The following is a 20,273-nucleotide window of genomic DNA, read 5'->3' as shown; positions in this document are numbered from 1 at the left end:
GCCTGCGTGAGAAAGAAGATGATGCCGAAGCCGAGCATCGCGATGGCGAGCATCAGGTTGATCAGATGCTGGCCGCTGTACACGACCGGCGCGCCCTGGAAGAGCCGGAACCTGTACTTGCCCGACAGCTTGCCGAACGCGATCACAGAGCCCGAAAACGTGATCGCGCCGACGAACGTGCCGATGAACAGTTCGATGCGATTGCCGTACGGCAGGAAGCCCTCGATCGGTACATCGGGATTGACGAGACCGAACGCGGCCGGCTCCGACACCACCGCATACGCAATGCACACCGCGGCGAGACCGATCAGCGAGTGCATCGCCGCGACGAGTTCGGGCATCTTCGTCATCTCGACGCGCGCGGCGACGAACGCACCGATCGCGCCGCCGACCACCAGCCCGAACAGCAGCAAGCCGAGTCCAAGGCCGAGGTTGGAGCCGAGCACCGCGGCCTGCTTCGAGATCAGCGCGAGCGTCGTGAGAATCGCGATCGCCATCCCGACCATGCCGAAGGTGTTGCCGACCCGCGCGGTCTTCGGATTCGACAGCCCCTTGAGCGCCTGGATGAAGCACACCGACGCGATCAGATAAAGCAGCGTGACGACGTTCAGGCTCCTTACGCGCCCTCCTTACCGGCTGCCGGAAGTTTCTTCGGCTCTTTCTTCCTGAACATCTCCAGCATTCGCCGGGTGACGAGGAATCCGCCGAACACGTTGACGGCGGCGAGCGCGACCGCGATCGTACCGAAGAACTTGCCGGCGCCGCCGACGGTCAGCCCCGCCGCGAGCATCGCACCGACGATCACGATCGCCGAGATCGCATTGGTCACCGCCATCAGCGGCGTATGCAGCGCGGGCGTGACGTTCCAGACCACGTGATAGCCGACGTAGATCGCCAGCACGAAGATGATCAGATTGATCACGGTGTGATTGATGACTTCCATCTTCGGCCCCCTAGGCTTTGCGCGTGACCTGACCGTCGCGCGCCAGCAGCGTGGCCGCGACGATGTCGTCCGCGAGATCGATGTTGAGCGTGCCTTCCTTCGTGACGATCAGCTTCAGGAAGTCGAGCAGGTTGCGCGCGTACAGCGACGACGCATCGGCGGGCACCATCGCGGCCAGATTCGTATAACCGACGATCTGCACGCCGTAGCGCACCACCACCTGGTCCGTCTCGGTCAGCGGACAGTTGCCGCCGCGCCGGCCTTCGCTGCCATCGACGCCCGCGCCGCGTCCGGCCGCGAGGTCGACCAGCACCGAGCCGGGTTTCATCGCCTGCACGGTCTCCACTGAAATCAGCGTCGGTGCCGGACGGCCGGGAATCAGCGCGGTCGTGATCACGATGTCGGCCTGCTTTGCCCGTTCGTGCACAAGCGCCGCCTGGCGCGCGAGCCACGACGGCGGCATCGGCCGCGCGTAACCGCCGACGCCTTGCGCGGCCTCGCGTTCTTCGTCGGTTTCGTACGGGACATCGAGAAACTTCGCGCCGAGGGATTCGATCTGCTCCTTCACAGCCGGACGCACGTCGGACGCCTCGATGACGGCGCCCAGGCGCTTCGCGGTCGCGATCGCCTGCAGACCTGCGACGCCCGCACCGAGAATCAGCACACGCGCGGCCTTCACGGTGCCGGCCGCCGTCATCATCATTGGCATGAAGTGCGGATAGTGTTCGGCGGCAAGCAACACCGCCTTGTATCCGGCTACGTTGGCCTGCGAACTCAGCACGTCGAGGCTCTGTGCACGGGTAGTGCGCGGTGCGGCTTCCAGTGCGAACGCCGTCAGGCCCGCCGCCGCAAACCGGGAAGCGTTTCCTCCATCGAACGGATCGAGCATGCCGACTAACACTGCGCCGCGCCTAATTGATGGCAATTCGGCGTCGGTCGGGGACTGGACCTTCAGCACGAGGTCGGCGCTGAACACAGTAGCTGCGTCGACAACTTCGGCACCTGCCGCCGCATAGGCATCGTCAGAGAAACTTGCGGCTGCTCCCAAGCCGCGCTCAACGGTCACGCGGTGCCCCTGCATGACGTACTTCTTCACCGTCTCGGGTGTCGCGGCTACACGCGTTTCAAAACCGCGCGTCTCGGCTGGCACTCCAATGTGCATTGATATTCACTCCTGCTTGTGTAGTCAAAATAACTGCCATCGCGGGCATGGCGATACCTGCGAGGCAGGTTTCGCCCGCCTCGAGGCCTATATCGAGAATTCTTGGATGCATACCTTGCGGCAACGAAACAAGACGCGCCGGAACGGCCAGCAATGGTTAGGATCTGCTCAACAAGCGTCCGACAGGACGCCTGACCGTCAACGGCTTGGGGTCTGCTCAGACAGATTGGCTTTTAACGCCCACCTGGAACTCCGTGTGGCGAGCCATCTTTTTCGCGCGAGCCATGCCAAGCCACGCGAGCAGTACGGCGACGACCGTCGAGACAATGCCTACCAGACTTACGACTCGACCGAGATCTCCACTCGCCGCTCCGCCCATCCAGTCGTTCACATAACCTACAAGTACGGGGCCCGTTGCCACGCCGAGGATGCCCGTCAGGAGAAAGTGAACTGAGGTAATCCATCCGCGGGAGCGCGCGGGTGACAGATTTGAGAGTGACGCAAGTCCCGAAAGAAGCGCCATGCTGTGTGGAATCAGCGTCAGGAATACGCCGAGCATCAGGACGACCGGACCAGATGCATACCAGAGCATGACGAACCCCGGAAGCCCGAGCGCGACGCAGAAAAGCGTCATGAGCAACGGCCCGGTTGCCCCGCCCTTCTTGCTCGCCCGGTCAGAAAGAGCACCGGCGGAAGTTACGCAAAGGATCCCGGTTATCGCAATAATTGAACCAGAGAAGAAGCCCGCCGAAGCTATGGGCACGTGATATTCACGGATCAGGACCGTCGGAATCCATGACGTCACCGCATACATAGCGAGCGTTACGAGCGCCATGAAAAGGTGCAGCGGAAGATACACGTCCACATGGGCCATCCAGTCTGCGTGACCCGCTTTGCTGTCTTGCGACTCTACATCGTCACGCCTCCGAGCTGGCTCCTTCACGCGGAAGAGCAACGCGCAGCAGATGATCCCGGGCACAACCATCATGAAGAGGACCACTCGCCAAGGTTCAAGAGGCGCCCCTTCTGACGCGAAAAACTTTGCAACGGAGGTTGCAAGCGGAAGCAGAACGCCGGTGAGGATGAGGGAAAGACCGTTTCCACAATATGCAGCCATGATGTAGAAACCTAGTGGCTTACCTCGCTTCTCCGATGGAAAGTAATCTGCGATCAGAGAAACTGCCACGGGAAACAGCGAAGCCTCCCCAATTCCGACGCCCATGCGTGCAATAAAGAGATGCGTACCGCTACTAGCGAACCCGCCTGCGGCCGTACTCAACGACCAGATACCCGCAGCAATCATCAGGATGTTGCGTCGATTGACACGATCGACAAGACGTCCAATAAACAAACCCGCGATCGCGTACGAAAAGATAAATGCTGGGCCAAGCATCAGGCCCATCTGCCCGTCGCTAAGGTGAAGCGATGCCTTGATGGGCGTTACCATCAGCGCAAGAACCGGGCGGTCCAGGTACCCGACAAGATTGGTAAGACAGAGAAGCACGACCGCGACTATCGCATCCCGTGGGGTCGTCATCGTAGATCTCGTCGACGCTGTTTCTCCAGAATAATTCACTCTACCGTCCCCTTCGGCGCGTGCGTAGCCGCGACTTTGATTATGTTCCATTTCTCGCCTCCTCAGTCTCTTTCATCCACAATCCGTGGCACCGACAACTAGTCGACACACCCGCCCAATCAAAAAATCAACTTTAATTTCTAAGAATGCCTAATTAATGCAAACAACTCTTCCTTCTAAATTTTTCGATCGTTCTGACAAACCCGGCTTAACCGCTAGAGAACTGCGCCGATGTGCCAAGGCACGAACTCGTTATCACCAAGATCATTCTCTTCGCTGGCGCTCTTTCTCCCTGAGGCTACATCCAGGATCAATTCAAACAGGTCCTCGGACGCCTCATCAATATTCATGTCACCGTCAAGAACAACACCAGCGTTAAAATCCATGTCCTCAGACATTCTTCTGAACAACGGGCTATTTGTCGCAATCTTTATGCAGGGGCTTGGCTTGCAACCGTACGTCGAACCCCGACCCGTGGTAAAGCAGATCAGGTTTGCACCACTTGCCACCTGACCGGTCGCCGAGACTGGGTCATACCCAGGGCTGTCCATAAAGACCAGACCCTTCTGACTTATCAGTTCTGCGTACAGGAATACGCCCATCAACGGCGTGCTACCCGCTTTCGCCACTGCACCTAGCGACTTCTCAAGGATGGTGGTGATGCCACCAGCCTTGTTTCCGGGAGATGGATTGTTGTCCATGTCGCTGTTATTGCGTGCCGTGTACTCCTTCCACCACTCCATACGGTCGAGAAGTTTAGTCGCTACGTCACGGGACGCCGCGCGGCCTGTCAGCAAAGCTTCCGCGCCATGAATTTCAGGTGTTTCGGACAGGATAGCAGTGCCGCCAGCCTGCACGATCAGGTCAACTGCCTTGCCTAGCACCGGGTTGGCGCTAATGCCCGAGTAGCCGTCGGACCCACCGCACTGCAAGCCAACAACGAGGTGCTCCGCCGGTACGATTTCACGCTCGTTTCCATTTGCCAGATGCAGCATCTCCCGAAGGGCTACCAGCCCTGCCTCGACAGCCTGTCTGGTGCCTCCGGCATCCTGAATGGTGATGTGCTGGAGGAGACCTTCCCCTCTCGGCTCGATTTCGCGCAATAGCGATGAAATCTGCGCAACTTCACACCCAAGCCCAACGACCAGAACGCCAGCAAAATTGGGATGATTTGCATAGCCGGACAACGTACGACAGAAAATTTTCCAGCCGTCTCCATCGGCATTCATGCCACAACCGCTCTGGTGAACCAGCGCAACGACTCCATCAACGTTGGCGAACCCTGAGATCTCAGGCTGGATTTGTTTTTCAATCTGCCTGCACGCCGTCGCGGAGCAATTGACGCTCGAGAGAATGGCGAGATAGTTCCGCGTACCAACCTTGCCATTTGGTCTGCGGTAGCCCATAAAGGTTCGAGCAAGAGCCTGTCGATCTTCTGTCGGTGACACCACGGCAGTACTTGCGACCACAGCAAGCACATGAGGCTCGTCACCAACGGTCAGGTTCTGCACGTGAACGTGCTGGCCCTGGAGGATGTTGCTCGTCGCTACACCGATCAACTGGCCGAACTTGATGACCGCGGCGCCAGCCAAGATGTCCTTGACTGCGATCTTATGCCCGCTCGGAACGTCGTCTGCCAGCGTGAATAGACGCTCGCCGACAGCTACCTTTTCGCCTGCCGAACCACCGGTCAGCGCCACGGCGACATTGTCTTCCTCATGAAGGAGAAGGCATCGTGGTCCTTCAAACATGCTGCAGTTCTCCGAGGGTAGCCATGATCTGAGGCTGACTCAATTCCAGCCCGAGTTTGCGTGACTGTTCCACGACGGGTGCCAGACGTCGCACCTTTTTTTCGCGGTGATTCTTCGCGATGTCAGCAAGCTGATGTTCAAGATATGGATTGAGAAACCGATCTCTGACCGTCGCTACGTATTCGCTTGCTTCGTGGCCTTCTCCCATTGCATTGAATACCGGCAGGACCTCGCTGGTCCAAATTCGTTCGAGGACGTCCCGGCGCGTCGCGACACTCATCGCTTGCTGCACGGTTTCACCGGCAGGTGCGCCATCGCGCAACCAGCACTCGGCTAGAACCGTATGTCCCAGATTAAGCACCCACAATTTGAGGCGCTCATATTTTTCGAGCTGGTCTGTTTCAGTGATCGCTGCGTGGCTACACGGGAGAACCAAGCCAGGCAGGCGCTCGATCGCCCACAGTGCATATGGCTCCGCGACAGCCCCCACGGGTTCAATCGGTTTAGATACGATTCGGTCGACCAGACTGTTGGCCCACGCGCATCGCGTGTCGAGGTACTGCACGAATGCTTCGTCGCAACCCCATTCCTTGGCAAGACCGATTAAGATTCCTTTCAGCTTGTCGCCATTCCGGGAGACAAGTTCGCAGGGAAATATAGACGGACCTTGGTCTGGCTGTTCTTTCCAGCGCGCATGAAGGAGGCAAAGCATCTTTGCCGGGAAACTTTTCGGAATGCTACCCGGATCGTCCAGACACTTTTTTGAATCTGCTTCGTTCAGCAGAAAACCCGCATCAGCCGTATTCGAGATAACGACAGTGGCCGCCTGGAACAATTCGTCGCGAATAAGACGCCAGTCGAGCGCCGCCTCATATGCGTTCGTTACCGCAGAGATGTGTTGCTCTCTGTCGATCCGCTCACCGCGCTCCAACCCTCTGATCCGAACAGGATATCCACTGCCGGAAGCGAGCGCCGTGACTCGCTTGCGGCTAAGCGGATTGTCCGTCGTCTGGACCACAGAGATGCCTCCGAGCGCGCGTCCGGCCTTGAGCGCCTCATCAACAAAAAGATCAACGTGCGCAAGAAGAAATCTGCTCGTACCAAACTGAATGATAGGGGTATGCATCACTACGCGACCTCGATCAGCGCCTTGACAACAGGATTGCTTACGTCGAGCAACTCGCCAAATCTCGCCGGCACTTCGTTAAAGGCGAGTCGGTGGGTTGCCATCGCGGCGGTCGGGATCTTTCCCGCCCGAATGTTCTCGACGACAAGATCAAAGTCCTCTTCGGTCGCATTACGGCTGCCCAGGAGTGTCGTCTCGCGTTTGTGGAATTCGGGATCCGAGAACGTGATGTCGCTCGAAACAACAGACACCAGCACATAGGTGCCTCCGTGAGCAACGAACCTGAACCCTCGAGTCATCGCCGCCGGATTGCCTGTCGCATCGAACACGAAGTCGAAGAATTCACCATTGGTTAGCTCCGAGAGACGGGCCTCGTCCCCTTCTCCGGCAACCACAATATGATTTACGCCAAGGTGCTGCGATGCAAAGTTGAGACGAGACTCGCGCGTATCCAGAATGGTAACTTCCGCGTTCCGAAGCGTCGCGAAGATGGCCGCCGCCATACCAATCGGACCGGCGCCGACGACAAGGACGCGACTGCCGGGTTGTGCGTTTGATCGGCGCACCGCATGCGCCCCGATGGCAAGAAATTCGATCATTGCCGCATCGTCGAGCGATACGCCTTCTGCCGACTTGACGTACTGTTGGGGCACCACAATGTAGTCGGCCATTCCGCCATCTTTGTGTACGCCGAGCACCTTGATGTTGTAACAACAGTTCGTCTTTCCCTGTTTGCAGGCTCGACACGTCCCACAAGACATGTACGGCATGACATAGACGCTTTCACCTTTCGATAGAGCGCTCCCCGCGGGAGCTTCTTCAACTGTGCCGGACAGCTCGTGTCCCATCACGTGCGGGTAGCTGAGATATGGCTGATCGCCCTTGAAGATATGGAGGTCTGTACCGCAAACGCCTACCCTGCGCACACGAATCAAAACTTCGTCTTCTGCGCGCGACGGAATTGCGCGTTCAATGATTTGCAGGGAATTTGGGGTGTCGCAAAGAATAGTTCGCATGGTTTCGATTTCTCGTTCGATAGCGTTGCGTGCTGGGCAACCAGAGCGCCGTCGTATAGGGTTCGCAGACCCAAGTCTACTCTATTTGGCCTTACCAATTATAGACGTAAACCCGCGTGACACGTTAAAACTCAGGGTTTAAGCGCCCTAGTCGGAAGCTCTGGCCTTACCACATTAGGGATTTCGAGCCTCTACCGATTAGAGGGGCACGCCAAACCGTTCGCTGAGTGCAAGCAGCGAATCGACAACCTTAGAATCAAGCTTGATCCCTGTGCTTAGCGCCGCCTTTTTACGTGAGAGCGCAGCTTCGCCGGGCATGCGGACGGCTGCGGCTTCGGGCGGCACCGCAGCACTACGGCACGCGTTGATCAGCGCGTCGGACTGCCGGTTGAAGGCTGGACCTCCAGCAAGACGCGCAGGGTCAAATGCAAGTGCTGTCACACTCGCGCCCCAGCCAGTCGGTTTATCTGCCCTTCCGTGGCCAGCAAGGCCTTGGGTCAGCGCTTCCACGAGAATGGACATCCCGTAGCCTTTGTGGCCGTGATCTAGCCCCCCAATCGGAAGGAGCGCCCCACCTTCGCGCACAGCGGCCGGGTCGTCCGACGCATGGCCATGTACATCGACCAACCAGTTGCCGGGTAGCCGCCCGTTGTTAGCACGCGCACGTTCAACCTGTGCTGCGGTAGTGATCGAAGTGCTGATGTCGATAAGCACTGGATCCACGGAGGCGGGGATACCTGCAGCGATAGGATTCGGCGTCAATACAGGGCTCGTGCCACCGAAAGGCGCAACGTGTGCAGACGCAGGATCTGACGAAAGAACTAGAACGAGCTTGCCGTCACGCGCAGGTTTTTCAAGGAACACGGCCAGCGAGGCTATGTGATGACTATTGCGCACAACGACACCACCGCAGCCAAACCGGGCTGCTTTCCGGCAGGCTTCGGAGACAGCGAGGTGGGTGGTCCATACTCCGGGCAGACGCTTGCCATCCCAGACAGACATTGCACCGGCGTCGGCAACAACTTCGGGCTCGTCTTGCGATCTCATGCTTCCAGACTCGAGCTCATCGACATATTTCGCAAGCAAAGCAAGGCCGTGCGTCGTATGGCCGTATAGGTCAGCCTCGACCAGTCCTTCACTAACGATTGTCGCGGCTTCGTTGCCGAGACCAGCTTTCTCCAGGATTGCGATTGCTGAGCCGACAAGCCCGGCGTAGGAAAACTTTCCGTCCATTTTGTCCATACACTTCCCAATCAGTTTGCGTCACAGCAGCCGCCGTCGTCGCCTCTGGACACAGAGGCTGTGCAATTTTCAGGCAGCCGGCGCGGCTAACTGTTCGCCGCGAACCAAACACATCAATGCTTCACAGCTGGCATCGAGCTGACAAACTTTTCCTGCAGTTCCGCGATTGTCTGGAACCCCATGAGTTCATTGATCTCCTCAAAGGAGACAAGCAGATCTTCGCGTTCGATAAGCTTCCGCTCGCGAAGACCGACGCCAAACGCTTCAAGCGCATTCATCATTCCTTTCATCGCAGATGCGGTAAGAAGTCGTGGAAGTGTGACCACTGCCACACCCATGTCTTCGAGCTCGTGAATAGGAATCAACTCCGTCGTTGGTCGCTTGCGGATACCAAAGCCCATGTTCACGACGAGCGGCGCGGTTACGTTTTTAGCAACGGTTCGGATGTCATCGCGCGTCAGCAACGCATCCGCTACCAGAAAATCTGCCCCCGCTTCCGCGTACAGGTTGAGCCGACGAATCGCCTCGTCGACACCGTGGGTCGCGAACGCGTCAGTGCGGGCCTTAATGAGAATGTCCGACCTTGCTTCAACCGCAGCACGGATTTTTTCAACGCCTTCTTCGGCGGAGATCACCTGTTTGCCGGCCATGTGGCCGCACCGCTTGGGCCAGACCTGGTCTTCGATCATGACCGCTGCCAGACCGCCCTTCTCGTAACCCTTAACGGTAAAGTGAACATTCACAGCATTTCCGTATCCCGTATCAGCATCCGCCTGCAGTGGAATGTTGGTACACGCAGCAAGCGAAGCCGATGCGTGCACACTTTCGTCGTAGCCGATGATGCCGACGTCCGCCCAGCCCAGCCTCGACTCGCTCAAACCTGAATTTCCGATCGATGCCGCCTTGAAGCCCATTTTTTCTACAAGGCGCGTGCTAAATCCATCGTAGACTCCCGGCATCACAAGAATTCCAGGCGCCTTGATAAGTTCGAGTAATTCTTTTGCTTTGCTCACAACTGCTCTCCTATTCGTTTCCGTAAGGACATTTCCCGGTACGGGTACACAGATTCACGGACTCACGCCAAGGAACCGATCTCGGCCAGTAGCGTCGTCCACAATACATACTTTTCATTCGTAGTACTATTTCATTTACTCGATTCCATTCTTTGCCGCGGTATCTCTTAACCGGGCAGCTGTCTCACCTTTGACAGAGAGTAGAAGGTTGCGGCGTTACCGGAAAAGAGTGCAGTCATTTCGTCTTCTGATCCCCCGGATGCTATCCGCTTGAATGCATTCCATACATTGCGATACGATGAGCTGACCCCGTCGACCGGAAAATTGCTTTCAAAAACACATCGCTCGCTGCCAAATACGTCTATGCAAAAATCCATATACGGACGCCAAACTTGCGCGAGTAATAGCGACGAGACCGGTTTGGCGAAAGAATCAAATCCATGCCCACACATCGGCATGCCAAGTCCACCAAGCTTGACATACACGTTGGGAAAGCGCGCCAGTTCCCACAGGCGCTTTTTCCAATCTGCTTCTGTTTCCCGCGTTGATTCCAGGAAGCGGCCAATCCCGATCCGACCACCGGCATGATTGATAACTAGCCGACTCTCCGGGTATTCATTCAATAGGCTGATGAGGTCTGGCAACTGGGTGTGGTAAAGCCATGCATCAAAGGTGTATCCGCGCTGTTGAAGTTCGCGGAAGCCCTGCCTGAACCGTGGGTCCAGCAACAAGCCGTCTGGTGCGTACTGTTTCACATCACGATCGTGTGCAGCCACTTGCCGGATCCCGCGAAACCGGCCTTCCCCAACCAGTTCCATTGCGTCAAGGATACGGCCGACGTCATCACCGCAGCGTAGATCAATATATCCGACAATGCCTTGGCATAGCCTTGGCTGAGACACATCGAGTTGCGCCGCTACGCGGGCGGCGTATTCAACTTCACCCACGGATTTCATGCATTCTTCCGAATTCGTCCAATAATTGGACTGACATTCGATGTAAACAGAAGCGCATATGTTGTGTCCCGATGTCGCGTCCGACAGCAGATCGTCAATTAAATAGCGCGGTCGTCCGTCGTCCCAAAGATGATGATGAGCATCCACAATGGGTAAATTGGGCAGAAGTACCTCTTCCTGATCGGGCGTTACTACCGGACTCATCGTCACACGCTCATTCCAAACACCGGCTCGGGAATACCTTTGACCCCTAAGCCATGAACCTCAAAAAGCATCCCAGCCTGCGGCTGGCAGGGACGCTCATCCTCCGATACGAATGCACTCGCGCTCGTCACATACATAATGTCCAGGTTCGGCCCACCGAATGCGCACATCGTCGGATAGCGCACTGGCATCCTTACCATCCGGTCGATGTGTCCATCGGGGGCGATCCGGACGATGGACCAGTCGTCAAAGAACGCACACCAGTAGCCACCGTCAGTGTCCATGGTCGCGCCGTCCATCAATCCATGGAAGTCGTAGGTCGAGAAGAAGTCGCGGCGATGAGTTACGGCCCCGCTTTGCGAGTCCACCGAGTATGAATACAAACGGTCAGCGTGTGTATCGGCCATAAGCATGGTCGTCGTATCACGCCCGAACGCGATCCCATTTGCAACCATCAATCCGGAGTCCTGCTGCGTCAAACGTCCGTCGGCAAACAGGTTAAATAAGCCGCCGTTCGCGGCGTCGCGGGTGGCACCCATCGAGCCAAACCAGAACCTGCCGGAGCTGTCGACTTTTCCCTCACGCAGCCGCCCACCGGGCGGAAGGTCGGGGCAAACAAGAAGTTGCTCTTCCACCTGGTCACCGACGATATCTACGTTATAAATTCCGTCATTCTTCGTGGCGATCAGCCCTCCGTCCGCTCGCAGACCGACAGCGCCAATCCGCCCGTTCAACCTCCACTCGCGGTGGCTTCCATCGAGTCCGCGCCGATGAATCTTCTCGCCCCAGTTGTCGATCCAGTAGAGCGCCTGCTCCGCCACAGACCAGACAGGAGATTCTCCGATCAGGCTTGGTTCGGGGTGCGCCACTTCGATCCTGATTTTGCGTTTCATAAAGTCTTCAATTACAGAACGGGAATACAGCTGCCACGAGGTCCGCGCAGCCGACGAAGGCAATGCACATTTACTTTCGCTGGGCTGATTCTCTGTTCTCTGCAATCTGCTACCATCGTGTCGTACAGCGTGGCCATATTGTTTACAATATCACGGTACTTGTCTACAACTATTAGGTATGGTTTACCATGAGTAACGCTCAACGAACCGCAAATCCCAGTGCGCTAGTGGATGAGACTGTTCAACGACTCGAAGAAGCCCTGCTGAGCGGGCAGCTCGTGCCGGGGCAACGTCTTTCGGAACAGGAGCTATCTGCGGCTTTCGGCGTAAGCCGCGGACCGTTCCGCGAGGCCGTCCGTACACTCGAAGGCCGCCGCCTCGTGACACGCACGCCACATCACGGTGCGCATTTCGTCGAGCTTTCGGCAGAAGATTTCGAGCAAATTCTGTGGGCGAGGGAGGGACTAGAGGCCATGGCTTGCCGACAGGCGGCCGAGATGATGACCTTACCTGAAGTGCGGGCGCTACGGCGGACCACGGTGGAATCACTTGAGAAAGTGATGATTGAAGGAGTTGGTGGTGTGTATCGAAGCGGCACCAACGACAACGACTTCCATCTGCAGATTATTCGCGGTAGCCGGAACCGATGGCTTGAAGGGTTTCTAAGTGATATCTACGCGCTACTTCGGTTGTTCAAGTTCAGCCCGACAAGCTTTGGTCACCGCGCCAACGCTTCGGTAGACGAACACATGCTCATTATTGACGCGCTTGAAAAGCGGGATGCCAACGAGGCAGAACGACTCATGAGGCGCCATATCAGCAACGCCCGTGAGAATCTGATGTCGATTCTGCGCGCTGTGACCCCACCGCAGGGCTGAGCGCGCCCGAGCCGACCTGACTATGAATTCAGGCTCAATCACCGTTGCGCGGAATCGCACCGTTGACTTTGCATGGCCGATTCGGCAAACAGAAATCAATCGACCGTAGCGCGCCGTAGATCATGTCGCGTTCAAGCTGAGCGACTCGCAACGAAGTCCCACATTCCGACTCTCTGCAGATTTACGGGCAGCCTCAAATAGACTGCCCGAAGAAGGTCGTTGCTAGGTATCTCCTGATTGGCAAGGGAGGCTCGCTAGAAAAGATGACGAATTTCTGCATAGACGCCGGACTGTGTATGTCCGGCGAGCGGATCGTTGGTGTTTCCGTAAGGCACCGGCAGCAATCCAAAGGACGCCGTCTTGCTGTTCCGGACGGTCGCCGCCTGCCATTCGATGGAGGTCCGTTTCGACAGGCTGTAAGAACCGCCAAACGTGTACAAGGTTCCGCTACCCCCACCGTTGTTCGCGTTAATGTGATATGCCGCGAGAACGAGCGCCAAAAAGGGGTTGACTTGCCACGTGGCGCCGGCCCAGCCATGTTGCGTGACCGATGAAGTACCAATAGCCGCATCGGGGGCGTGTGAAGTTTGATATGCCAACTGAAACCTCACTGGACCAGCGAATACATTCCCCATGAGGGTGTACTCGCGCGAATACTCGTAGACGTTATCGAATCGCCCGTTCGCTGGATCTCGGATTTCGTCATACAGCGCTCCTAGCTGAAACAAGGCCGCGGTATATGTCATGCTGATGCCGGCCTGTCGCCCTTGCGGCGTAGATCCATTTCCGTTCCAACTGGTGGAGTTGGAAAGCGAGTACTGACCATACACCTGGAATCCACCGATCGTCGGTGTGCGATACGAGATGTTGTTGTTTGAGATTGGCCAGTTTCGACCGTGAACCAGCGAAGCAGACGACCATTTGCTTTGCATAAATGGATCAAAAATCCATATTTCATTGGCGATGAAAGGCTCCTCGCCGAGATGCAGCGTGCCGTAGTTGGGATTGGTCAAACCAACGTAGGCGTGGCGCGCCCAGATATCTCCCGCGACGGGAATGCTGCCGTTCAGCGTGCTGAACATCGTGTCAAGCTGGAAAATTGCCTGCGTTCCAGAGCCAAGATCTTCAGCGCCTCTCAGACCGAAGAAGCTAACGCCGCCATTACCATCCTCCAGGCCAAACACTGACTTGCTTCCGTTCGCCGTGCGGACTCCGGTCAAGTACTGAATCCCGGTGTCAAGTCGGCCGTAGAGAGTCACACTGCTCTGGGCGTGTGCAAGCCCCGAGCAGGCGACCATACAAGCGGCGGCAGCAATCCGCTTAGATTTTAGTCTCCATTTTTTCATTTGATTTTTAGTATTACTAAATAACTGATGGATGTGAACCGTGTTTTATCTTCTGTCTACTTCATCGTTGCACTGCTGTATCAGGTCTCGCCTGTGTACAGCGCACCTGGCCCAGACTAAGTCCGCTACGACGGATGTGAATCGTGAAGGCTGCTGACCCAGAGACTTGATCGATGGTCTCGCGGGCCATCGATCCGCGCACTTAGTTTTGCAAGTGCAAGCCAAAACGGGCAGCAAGCGCCTGCAGCGTGCTGATGATTTCGCGATCGAGCCGCAGTGCGACCTGAGCTGCCTTCTTTCGCGCTAACGCCGCCTCACCGGGCATACGAACAGCCGGCTTGCCAGTCGCAACGGACGCCGAACGGCAGGCGTTTACAAGCCAGTCTGATTGGCGCAAGAAGCTTTCGCTCCCCCCAAGTCGAGCGGGATCGAACGCGAGAGCCGTGACACTAGCTCCCCATCCTTTCGGGCAGTCGGCACGACCGAACCCAGACAATCCCTGCGTCAATGCTTCGACGAGGATGCTGAGTCCATACCCTTTGTGACCATGGTCGAGTCCCCCTAGAGGCAAAAGCGCTCCTCCATCGCGAACCGCGGTAGGGTCATCCGTGGCATGTCCTTGTACATCCACCCCCCACATCCCCGGCAAGTGACCACCCTTCGCAACGGCCAGTTGAACTTGCGCCGCAGTCGTAATCGAGGTGCTGATATCGATCAGTATCGGATCGGCAGAAGCGGGAATTCCGGCGGCGATGGGGTTCGGTGTCAAAACGGGGCTCGTTCCACCGAACGGCGCCACGTGCCCGGTCGCCGGGTCCGACGAAAGGACCATCACCAGCTTGCCATCTCTCGCAGGCTGTTCAAGGTATGTCGCCAGTGAAGCGATGTGATGGCTATTGCGTACAGCAACTACGCCGCACCCAAACTGCGCGGCTTTCTCGCAGGCCATCGAGACAGCGAGATGCGTGGTCCATACCCCAGGCAACCGCTTCGCGTCCCAAAGCAACATCGCGCCTGCGTCAGCGATTGCTTCTGGGGACCCCCGGGTCGTCATACGTCCGCCATCGATTTCATCGACGTACTTGCCCAGCAAAGCGAGCCCGTGCGTGTTGTGCCCGTAGAGGTCGGCTTCGACCAATCTCTCCCCCACAACCGTCGCAACTTCCTGCTCCAAGCCGGCTTTTTTCAAAATCTCGACGGCGAGATCAGTGATTTCTTGAACGGTGAAACCCTCTTGCATGCGCGCCTCACAAAGCGATCCACGGACATTGACAAGGGATGCAGATCCGCAACCCTTTTTGACCATGGCAATTGACGAAACCTTCGTTCTGTTGCTTGCGTACACGCACTGGAACGTTGAACTGAGGAGACCCGGACGTTGCCCGAATTCCTTTTAAGGGGCATCTCTCTAATCCAACCAGGGAACGCTATCGAAGCTCTTCCCGAACCGTGCGAGCATTGCCAAAACAACCAACCAACTGGACAGACCAAATGGACAAAACAGTTGATTGGTCAGGCCAGATTAGCGTCCATTTGTGTTTTTGTCTACAAACCAAACGTATCGTTTACCATAATGATGGCCCCCTCTGCGTGTGGCCGCGATCCTGGGAGAAATGTTCACCGTCTGGCTCCCGATGTTGGAAGCATGAGCAGATACTTTTATTAATGGCATTGTCATCAAGCGACTCGGACTATCAGTTTCAGCCGCACAACACAGCTTCCCTCTCACCCGCATTCGCCAGTGGGACCCTCGTTTCGTGCCTTCTGTATGGACCTTGCTTAAAATAATTTAACTCGAGAAGACATCGAGCAGGCCGCTCCGAACCCGTAAAAACGTCGGTAAAATCGCTGAGGTCTCGGTGCCATCGAGCCGAATAACACCTCCTCAGGAACATCATGGAAAACCTCACGCGACCGAACGATGTTCGGCGTCTTTATCAAAAGGTGGCTGACCAGATCCGCTCGCATATCTATAGCGGGGAGTTCCCAAAAGGATCACGCCTGCCGCCAGAGCGCGAGTTGGCGCAACTCATCGGCGTCTCGCGACCATCATTGCGCGAGGCTCTGATCGCACTCGAGATCGAGGGCGCGGTCGAAGTGCGATCTGGCTCCGGTGTGTATGTCACCCTGAACATCGATGTCGCGGATTCGTCGACAAGCTTGGGCGAGAGTCCGAGCGAAATCATGGACGCGAGAGCTTCCATCGAAGGGGCCGTGGCCGCCAAGGCGTGTGCGCGAGTGACAAACGAAGGCCTCACAGCTCTGCAAAATTTGCTTGAAAACATGCGAGCGACAATCCACGACGGTGGAGTTCCTCTTGATCAGGACAGGCAGTTCCATGTAATGCTGGCCGCCCAAACCGGCAACAGCGTACTAATGCGCATCGTTGGAGAACTCTTCGACGAACGTCAAGGCATCATGCTGGCCAAACTGAGAGGTCAATCAGAGTCTTCCGATACGTGGCGCAAGGCGCAACTCGAGCATGAACTGATCTACGCTGCCCTCGAGGCGAAAGACCCTGGACAAGCCGAAGCAGCAATGCGAATGCATCTGCACAATTCAGCAGTTCGATGGCTTGGCACCTGACATCATCCGTGTACGGCGGCCTTTGCTGGTCACAAGCGAAATTGATAACGCCCTCTTCGACCAGTCGAAGGCAGCACCCTGGAGTTCCGGGCGCTGCCTCCTTTCCGCCAACGGTCTGGCAAGCGGACAAATCACGAATGTACTCAGAACCCCTGTCCGGGCGGACGTGTGACCGCCCCCCAGCGTTCAGCGGCGTCACGCGTCACCGAGAACTTCGCGCTTGAGTCATTCACAACAACGGTAAAAGGTTTCGTCAAATCAACTTTGCTGCTGAACTCAAGAAGCCCAAGGATCTTCTGGCCGGAGGGAACCTCGGTTCCGTTCAGGTTCGAAACGTTCACAATCTTCGCAGGAGTTGATTTTCCGTCCTGCACCAGAGCAACGCCAGTTACCGGACCGAACTTTCCGCTGGACTTACCGGTGACTAGAAAGCTGGTTCCGGAATTGAAGACTTCGATGCCCAAGGTGTTTCTTGCCGCATCGTCCCGCCAGAGGGCGTCCATGGACCGATTGGTCAGCAGGGTCAATTGCAGGACTGCACCTGGGACCGTCGCGTTCGTCGAGAACTCTTTGAGCACACGCGCGTCGTCAGCTGGATTCGAAGTCTCGGCATGCGCGAGCGAGGCAAGACCCATACAGACTAAAGCAATAACAAAGCGCAGTTTCATTGTGGCCTCACGAACAAGACGTAACTAGGTTGCGGAACCGGCAAGATCTGGGTGCTGCCACCCACGTCACCGGTTGCTTCATCTCGATTCTGCAACACGATTGAATTCTCGCCGAGGCGAGCGAATGCGACCTTCTCCGCGTCGTCGTCCCAGTTCCACGCTCTGGCACCGCTCTCGATCTTCTCCCACAAGGTGCGCTGCGCAAACGGCACTTTATTTGCCGTTTCGGCATTCGCGCTCTGAAGCGTGGTGCGCTTAAGGAGCGTCAGTCTTCCGGTGGTTTGGTCGATCGAAAAGATCACGATATCTTCGTTCGGACGCTGATTTACATAGAGGAACCGGCCGTCCGGGCTAACTCGCGACGTCCCCGTTCCTCCGTTCGGCGTCCCCGGAGCGAAGATTGGAAGCGACTGAATTTCATGGAGTCCACCGCCACTCTCACGTTCAAGCACATGTTCGTAGCCCTCCTGCTCTGTGTTGACGTAGATCCATTTGCCGTTCGGATGGACCGCGAGTGTCCTCGGACCAGTGCCCGGTCGGAACTGCAGATAAGGATGCGAAGTATCGATCAAATGGGAGTGCGTCGCGTCAAACCGATAGGCATACACCCGATCGAGTCCCTGGTCTGCGTAAAAAAACCAATGGTTGTCTGGGCTAAAGGCGAGACCATGAGGATGTGGACCAGGAACCGAGTGTTCGCTCGGCCCCTCATGACGGATATTGTCGACAAGCTTGCCAAGTCGCCCATCCGGCCGGACTTTGAACGTCACAACGTTCCCGCCGTAATAGTTGACGAGGATCAGCGTGTGTCCGGTTTTGTCTGTGGCGATCTCCGAAGGCATGTCGCCGAGCCCGTCGACCCGATTAAGGAAGGTAAGTCTGCCGGTCTTGGGATCTAGATGATACGCGGACACTCCCGCCTTCGGTCCTCCAGGAAACGGCCAGCTACGAGTGCAAATGCAACTGTTGTAGTTCGTGGCATACAGCGTCCGACCATCGGTACTTGCTTCCAGGTTATCAGGACTGGCATCAGTTTTTGCGACGAGCCCAAGCGACGTAGCGCTTCCGTCAGCATTCAGACGCCATCCGTACACGCCTAGCGCAAAGCCCAGACCATTGCCACCATCCAGATTGTTCCAGGTTCCAGCATACATGTACTCCGCTGGCGAAGGCGATTCAGCCTTAGCGTTCATGCTAAACGTCGCAAGGACGGCTGCGGCTGCGACCGCCATTCGCCCGACCATTCGGATCACTTGATCCGAAAGAAGGCCTCCCTGCATGTCTTTTTGTCTCGCTCTCATGAATTCTCCTTTTGATTCTCGCGGAAGTCACCCGCTCTTAGTCCAATGCACTCATGCGCTTACCAAAGCCCGAAAGATCTTTCTCGGTGTCCAGATTCCAGATAACCTCCAGAAGTCGCGAGATGTCCCGTTCGTTCATTACACCCGCAACGTTTGCCTTCCACTTGTTCTCCACATCTCTACGATTCATTGCGCGCGAGCCGAAACCCGGCACATCGCGGCGTTCAGCCTGCAGTTCATGCCCGTCAGCCAGTGTGACGATGATTCGCGTCGGAAGCGCACCGGGTGCCATGGCTGTAAAGGCTGGGTCTTCCTGAACCTTGATTTTCTGCATCAGCGCAAGCACCTTCGGATCAGATAGCTTGTCCTTCGTATAGCTGCCGTTGTTGATCTGACCGTCCAGGAACGTGCGAGCAACCACGTAGGGAAGACTGTGGTCAGCAGTTTCCTTGGTGCGCGGCGCCCACTTCTCGGAACCCGTGCCTGCGCTAGTAAGGCCGTTTTTTGACGTCACAATGGTGATCGCAGACACTTGATCTACTGCGCCAACCTGGCCCCGAAGCTCTTGAGCGGCTGCGATAGCCGTCAGTGTGGTCACCTGGGCCGGATACGGCTTCATGGAGCATTGCGAGATCTTGAATGGACGATCACGGCCGCCCCAATCGGATAGACTGACATTTATTGGCCCCGTTACCTGTTTTTCCAGGCCAAACTTTCCTTCGAAGATAGGGGCTGGCCCGGTTATTCCGTGCTGCGCCAGCTGAACCGCAAACAGCGCATTACGTGCCGCTTCCGCGTCGGCAATGCCCTTCCAGTCCGAGAGCGTTTGTACCCGGGTCTGGTGCAACGCGATGTGATCGTTCAACGAAATATTGACCGCCTGCTCAAGCTGCGCGCGGGAAAGTCCGAAGAGCCTTCCACACGACAGTGCGGCCGCTGGAAGGCTGGGGACGGTACTGTCCCAGCCGAGCGTGTCGAGATTTACCGCGTCCAGAAACCGGCAATTGACCTCATAAGAAAGCACCATGTTGCAAAGGAACTCAGCGCCACTTGCATTTGTCGCCTCGGCAGCCGCGTAGACGGCGGCAATGTTGTCGCTCGGATGTGCCGTGCTCAACCCGACGTAAACGTCATTCAGGTCATAGTATCGAAGTGCCACTCCATTCGCGAACGCGGCCAGATCGGGAGAAGTGCCGCCCCGCACGCCGAAGATCGTCGCTTTTCCCTTGCTTCCCTCGGCAAGCACGACAGATCGACATTGCTTCACCGTCGCCTCGTCGATCGCGGGGATCGCACAGCCGATTGCGTCGGCAAAATGCAGCTTTGCCGCCTCGACGACGCTTGAGGGTAGGTCCTCAAAGCGAAGACCCATGGCGTAATTTGCCAGCTGCGCTGCCAGATTGGGGCTAGCAGCAGAAGCAGGAGCAACCGTCGCCGAACTCCCCTGAGCCAATGAGCTTGAACCCCAAAGAGCCATTGCGGCGATCCCGACGCTTCCCCCGATGAACGCACGACGCCCCCTGTTCGAGAGTGCCTTGCTTTCGTGTAAATCATCCATCAGTTAAGTCTCCTAATTGTATCAATTGCTGATAAATGAATATTCGCTAGGGAC

At 56.8% G+C, this 20,273-nt stretch carries 18 protein-coding genes; 2 read left to right on the top strand and 16 right to left on the bottom strand.

The features are described 5' to 3' along the window. The 11 genes from HV770_RS34350 to HV770_RS34300 form a co-directional block, all read right to left on the bottom strand. On the bottom strand, positions 1–611 hold a 611-nt coding region (locus HV770_RS34350; protein ID WP_175165923.1), incomplete at its 3' end, for an NAD(P)(+) transhydrogenase (Re/Si-specific) subunit beta. 5 nt (positions 612–616) lie between these two features. Further along, positions 617–943 carry an NAD(P) transhydrogenase subunit alpha part 2 gene (locus HV770_RS34345; protein WP_169496953.1) on the bottom strand — a complete coding sequence of 109 codons (327 nt, stop codon included), beginning with the start codon at positions 941–943 and terminating at the stop codon, positions 617–619. 10 nt (positions 944–953) lie between these two features. Continuing rightward, positions 954–2,105 (bottom strand): Re/Si-specific NAD(P)(+) transhydrogenase subunit alpha, encoded by a 1,152-nt coding sequence (locus tag HV770_RS34340; RefSeq protein ID WP_175165914.1) that lies wholly within the window; start codon positions 2,103–2,105, stop codon positions 954–956. 217 nt (positions 2,106–2,322) lie between these two features. Beyond that, on the bottom strand, positions 2,323–3,732 hold the full coding sequence (locus HV770_RS34335; protein ID WP_217468680.1) for an MFS transporter: 1,410 nt from the start codon (positions 3,730–3,732) through the stop codon (positions 2,323–2,325). 164 nt (positions 3,733–3,896) lie between these two features. Next, positions 3,897–5,432: a UxaA family hydrolase gene (locus HV770_RS34330; protein WP_175165912.1), complete on the bottom strand. Its 1,536-nt coding sequence runs from the start codon at positions 5,430–5,432 to the stop codon at positions 3,897–3,899. Then, the gene (locus HV770_RS34325; protein ID WP_175165911.1) at positions 5,425–6,558 is read right to left on the bottom strand and encodes a mannitol dehydrogenase family protein; all 1,134 of its coding nucleotides are present in this window, start codon (positions 6,556–6,558) and stop codon (positions 5,425–5,427) included. The genes HV770_RS34330 and HV770_RS34325 overlap by 8 nt, the downstream gene beginning before the upstream one ends. Positions 6,559–6,560: 2 nt before the next feature. Continuing rightward, a complete protein-coding gene (locus HV770_RS34320) occupies positions 6,561–7,574 on the bottom strand; it encodes a zinc-binding alcohol dehydrogenase family protein (RefSeq protein WP_175165910.1) in 1,014 nt (337 codons plus the stop codon). Positions 7,575–7,772: 198 nt separating this feature from the next. Beyond that, positions 7,773–8,816, bottom strand: coding sequence for an Ldh family oxidoreductase (locus HV770_RS34315; RefSeq protein WP_217468679.1), 1,044 nt, complete (start codon positions 8,814–8,816; stop codon positions 7,773–7,775). A gap of 113 nt (positions 8,817–8,929) precedes the next feature. Next, entirely contained in the window at positions 8,930–9,829 is a 900-nt protein-coding gene (locus tag HV770_RS34310) for an isocitrate lyase/PEP mutase family protein (RefSeq protein WP_175165909.1), read from the bottom strand. Between the two features lie 167 nt (positions 9,830–9,996). Beyond that, the gene (locus tag HV770_RS34305; RefSeq protein WP_175165908.1) at positions 9,997–10,989 is read right to left on the bottom strand and encodes an amidohydrolase family protein; all 993 of its coding nucleotides are present in this window, start codon (positions 10,987–10,989) and stop codon (positions 9,997–9,999) included. Between the two features lie 2 nt (positions 10,990–10,991). Next, positions 10,992–11,882: an SMP-30/gluconolactonase/LRE family protein gene (locus HV770_RS34300; RefSeq protein ID WP_175165907.1), complete on the bottom strand. Its 891-nt coding sequence runs from the start codon at positions 11,880–11,882 to the stop codon at positions 10,992–10,994. Between the two features lie 188 nt (positions 11,883–12,070). Here HV770_RS34300 and HV770_RS34295 point away from each other — a divergent pair, with 188 nt between their 5' ends. After that, positions 12,071–12,760 carry a GntR family transcriptional regulator gene (locus tag HV770_RS34295; protein WP_175165906.1) on the top strand — a complete coding sequence of 230 codons (690 nt, stop codon included), beginning with the start codon at positions 12,071–12,073 and terminating at the stop codon, positions 12,758–12,760. A 254-nt stretch (positions 12,761–13,014) separates the two neighbouring features. Here the strand turns inward: HV770_RS34295 and HV770_RS34290 are convergent, their stop codons facing one another. Both HV770_RS34290 and HV770_RS34285 read right to left on the bottom strand, forming a co-directional pair. Next, positions 13,015–14,106, bottom strand: a complete 1,092-nt coding sequence (locus tag HV770_RS34290) for a porin (RefSeq protein ID WP_425497539.1) — start codon at positions 14,104–14,106, stop codon at positions 13,015–13,017. 202 nt (positions 14,107–14,308) lie between these two features. Continuing rightward, entirely contained in the window at positions 14,309–15,451 is a 1,143-nt protein-coding gene (locus HV770_RS34285) for an Ldh family oxidoreductase (protein ID WP_217468678.1), read from the bottom strand. 551 nt (positions 15,452–16,002) lie between these two features. On the opposite strand from HV770_RS34285, the gene HV770_RS34280 reads away from it, so the two are divergent. After that, a complete protein-coding gene (locus tag HV770_RS34280) occupies positions 16,003–16,692 on the top strand; it encodes a FadR/GntR family transcriptional regulator (protein ID WP_175165905.1) in 690 nt (229 codons plus the stop codon). Between the two features lie 143 nt (positions 16,693–16,835). Here the strand turns inward: HV770_RS34280 and HV770_RS34275 are convergent, their stop codons facing one another. From HV770_RS34275 to HV770_RS34265, 3 genes are read right to left on the bottom strand one after another with little or no spacing between them, the layout of a single operon-like run. Next, positions 16,836–17,360 (bottom strand): hypothetical protein, encoded by a 525-nt coding sequence (locus HV770_RS34275; protein ID WP_175165904.1) that lies wholly within the window; start codon positions 17,358–17,360, stop codon positions 16,836–16,838. Beyond that, a complete protein-coding gene (locus HV770_RS34270; protein WP_175165903.1) occupies positions 17,357–18,661 on the bottom strand; it encodes a lactonase family protein in 1,305 nt (434 codons plus the stop codon). The genes HV770_RS34275 and HV770_RS34270 overlap by 4 nt, the downstream gene beginning before the upstream one ends. A gap of 37 nt (positions 18,662–18,698) precedes the next feature. Beyond that, positions 18,699–20,219 (bottom strand): MmgE/PrpD family protein, encoded by a 1,521-nt coding sequence (locus HV770_RS34265; protein ID WP_175165902.1) that lies wholly within the window; start codon positions 20,217–20,219, stop codon positions 18,699–18,701. Positions 20,220–20,273 lie beyond the last annotated feature (54 nt).

The sequence above is a fragment of the Paraburkholderia fynbosensis genome (assembly GCF_902859935.1).
Lineage (GTDB): Bacteria > Pseudomonadota > Gammaproteobacteria > Burkholderiales > Burkholderiaceae > Paraburkholderia > Paraburkholderia fynbosensis.
This window is presented reverse-complemented; position numbering and strand designations above follow the sequence as displayed.

What these genes read in the sequence shown, in the direction of transcription:
- HV770_RS34345 (WP_169496953.1), bottom strand. Translation starts at nt 943, where the DNA reads ATGGAAGTCATCAATCACACCGTGATCAATCTGATCATCTTCGTGCTG.
- HV770_RS34340 (WP_175165914.1), bottom strand. Translation starts at nt 2,105, where the DNA reads ATGCACATTGGAGTGCCAGCCGAGACGCGCGGTTTTGAAACGCGTGTA.
- HV770_RS34335 (WP_217468680.1), bottom strand. Translation starts at nt 3,732, where the DNA reads ATGGAACATAATCAAAGTCGCGGCTACGCACGCGCCGAAGGGGACGGT.
- HV770_RS34330 (WP_175165912.1), bottom strand. Translation starts at nt 5,432, where the DNA reads ATGTTTGAAGGACCACGATGCCTTCTCCTTCATGAGGAAGACAATGTC.
- HV770_RS34325 (WP_175165911.1), bottom strand. Translation starts at nt 6,558, where the DNA reads ATGCATACCCCTATCATTCAGTTTGGTACGAGCAGATTTCTTCTTGCG.
- HV770_RS34320 (WP_175165910.1), bottom strand. Translation starts at nt 7,574, where the DNA reads ATGCGAACTATTCTTTGCGACACCCCAAATTCCCTGCAAATCATTGAA.
- HV770_RS34315 (WP_217468679.1), bottom strand. Translation starts at nt 8,816, where the DNA reads ATGGACAAAATGGACGGAAAGTTTTCCTACGCCGGGCTTGTCGGCTCA.
- HV770_RS34305 (WP_175165908.1), bottom strand. Translation starts at nt 10,989, where the DNA reads ATGAGTCCGGTAGTAACGCCCGATCAGGAAGAGGTACTTCTGCCCAAT.
- HV770_RS34300 (WP_175165907.1), bottom strand. Translation starts at nt 11,882, where the DNA reads ATGAAACGCAAAATCAGGATCGAAGTGGCGCACCCCGAACCAAGCCTG.
- HV770_RS34295 (WP_175165906.1), top strand. Translation starts at nt 12,071, where the DNA reads ATGAGTAACGCTCAACGAACCGCAAATCCCAGTGCGCTAGTGGATGAG.
- HV770_RS34290 (WP_425497539.1), bottom strand. Translation starts at nt 14,106, where the DNA reads ATGAAAAAATGGAGACTAAAATCTAAGCGGATTGCTGCCGCCGCTTGT.
- HV770_RS34280 (WP_175165905.1), top strand. Translation starts at nt 16,003, where the DNA reads ATGGAAAACCTCACGCGACCGAACGATGTTCGGCGTCTTTATCAAAAG.
- HV770_RS34275 (WP_175165904.1), bottom strand. Translation starts at nt 17,360, where the DNA reads ATGAAACTGCGCTTTGTTATTGCTTTAGTCTGTATGGGTCTTGCCTCG.
- HV770_RS34270 (WP_175165903.1), bottom strand. Translation starts at nt 18,661, where the DNA reads ATGAGAGCGAGACAAAAAGACATGCAGGGAGGCCTTCTTTCGGATCAA.
- HV770_RS34265 (WP_175165902.1), bottom strand. Translation starts at nt 20,219, where the DNA reads ATGGATGATTTACACGAAAGCAAGGCACTCTCGAACAGGGGGCGTCGT.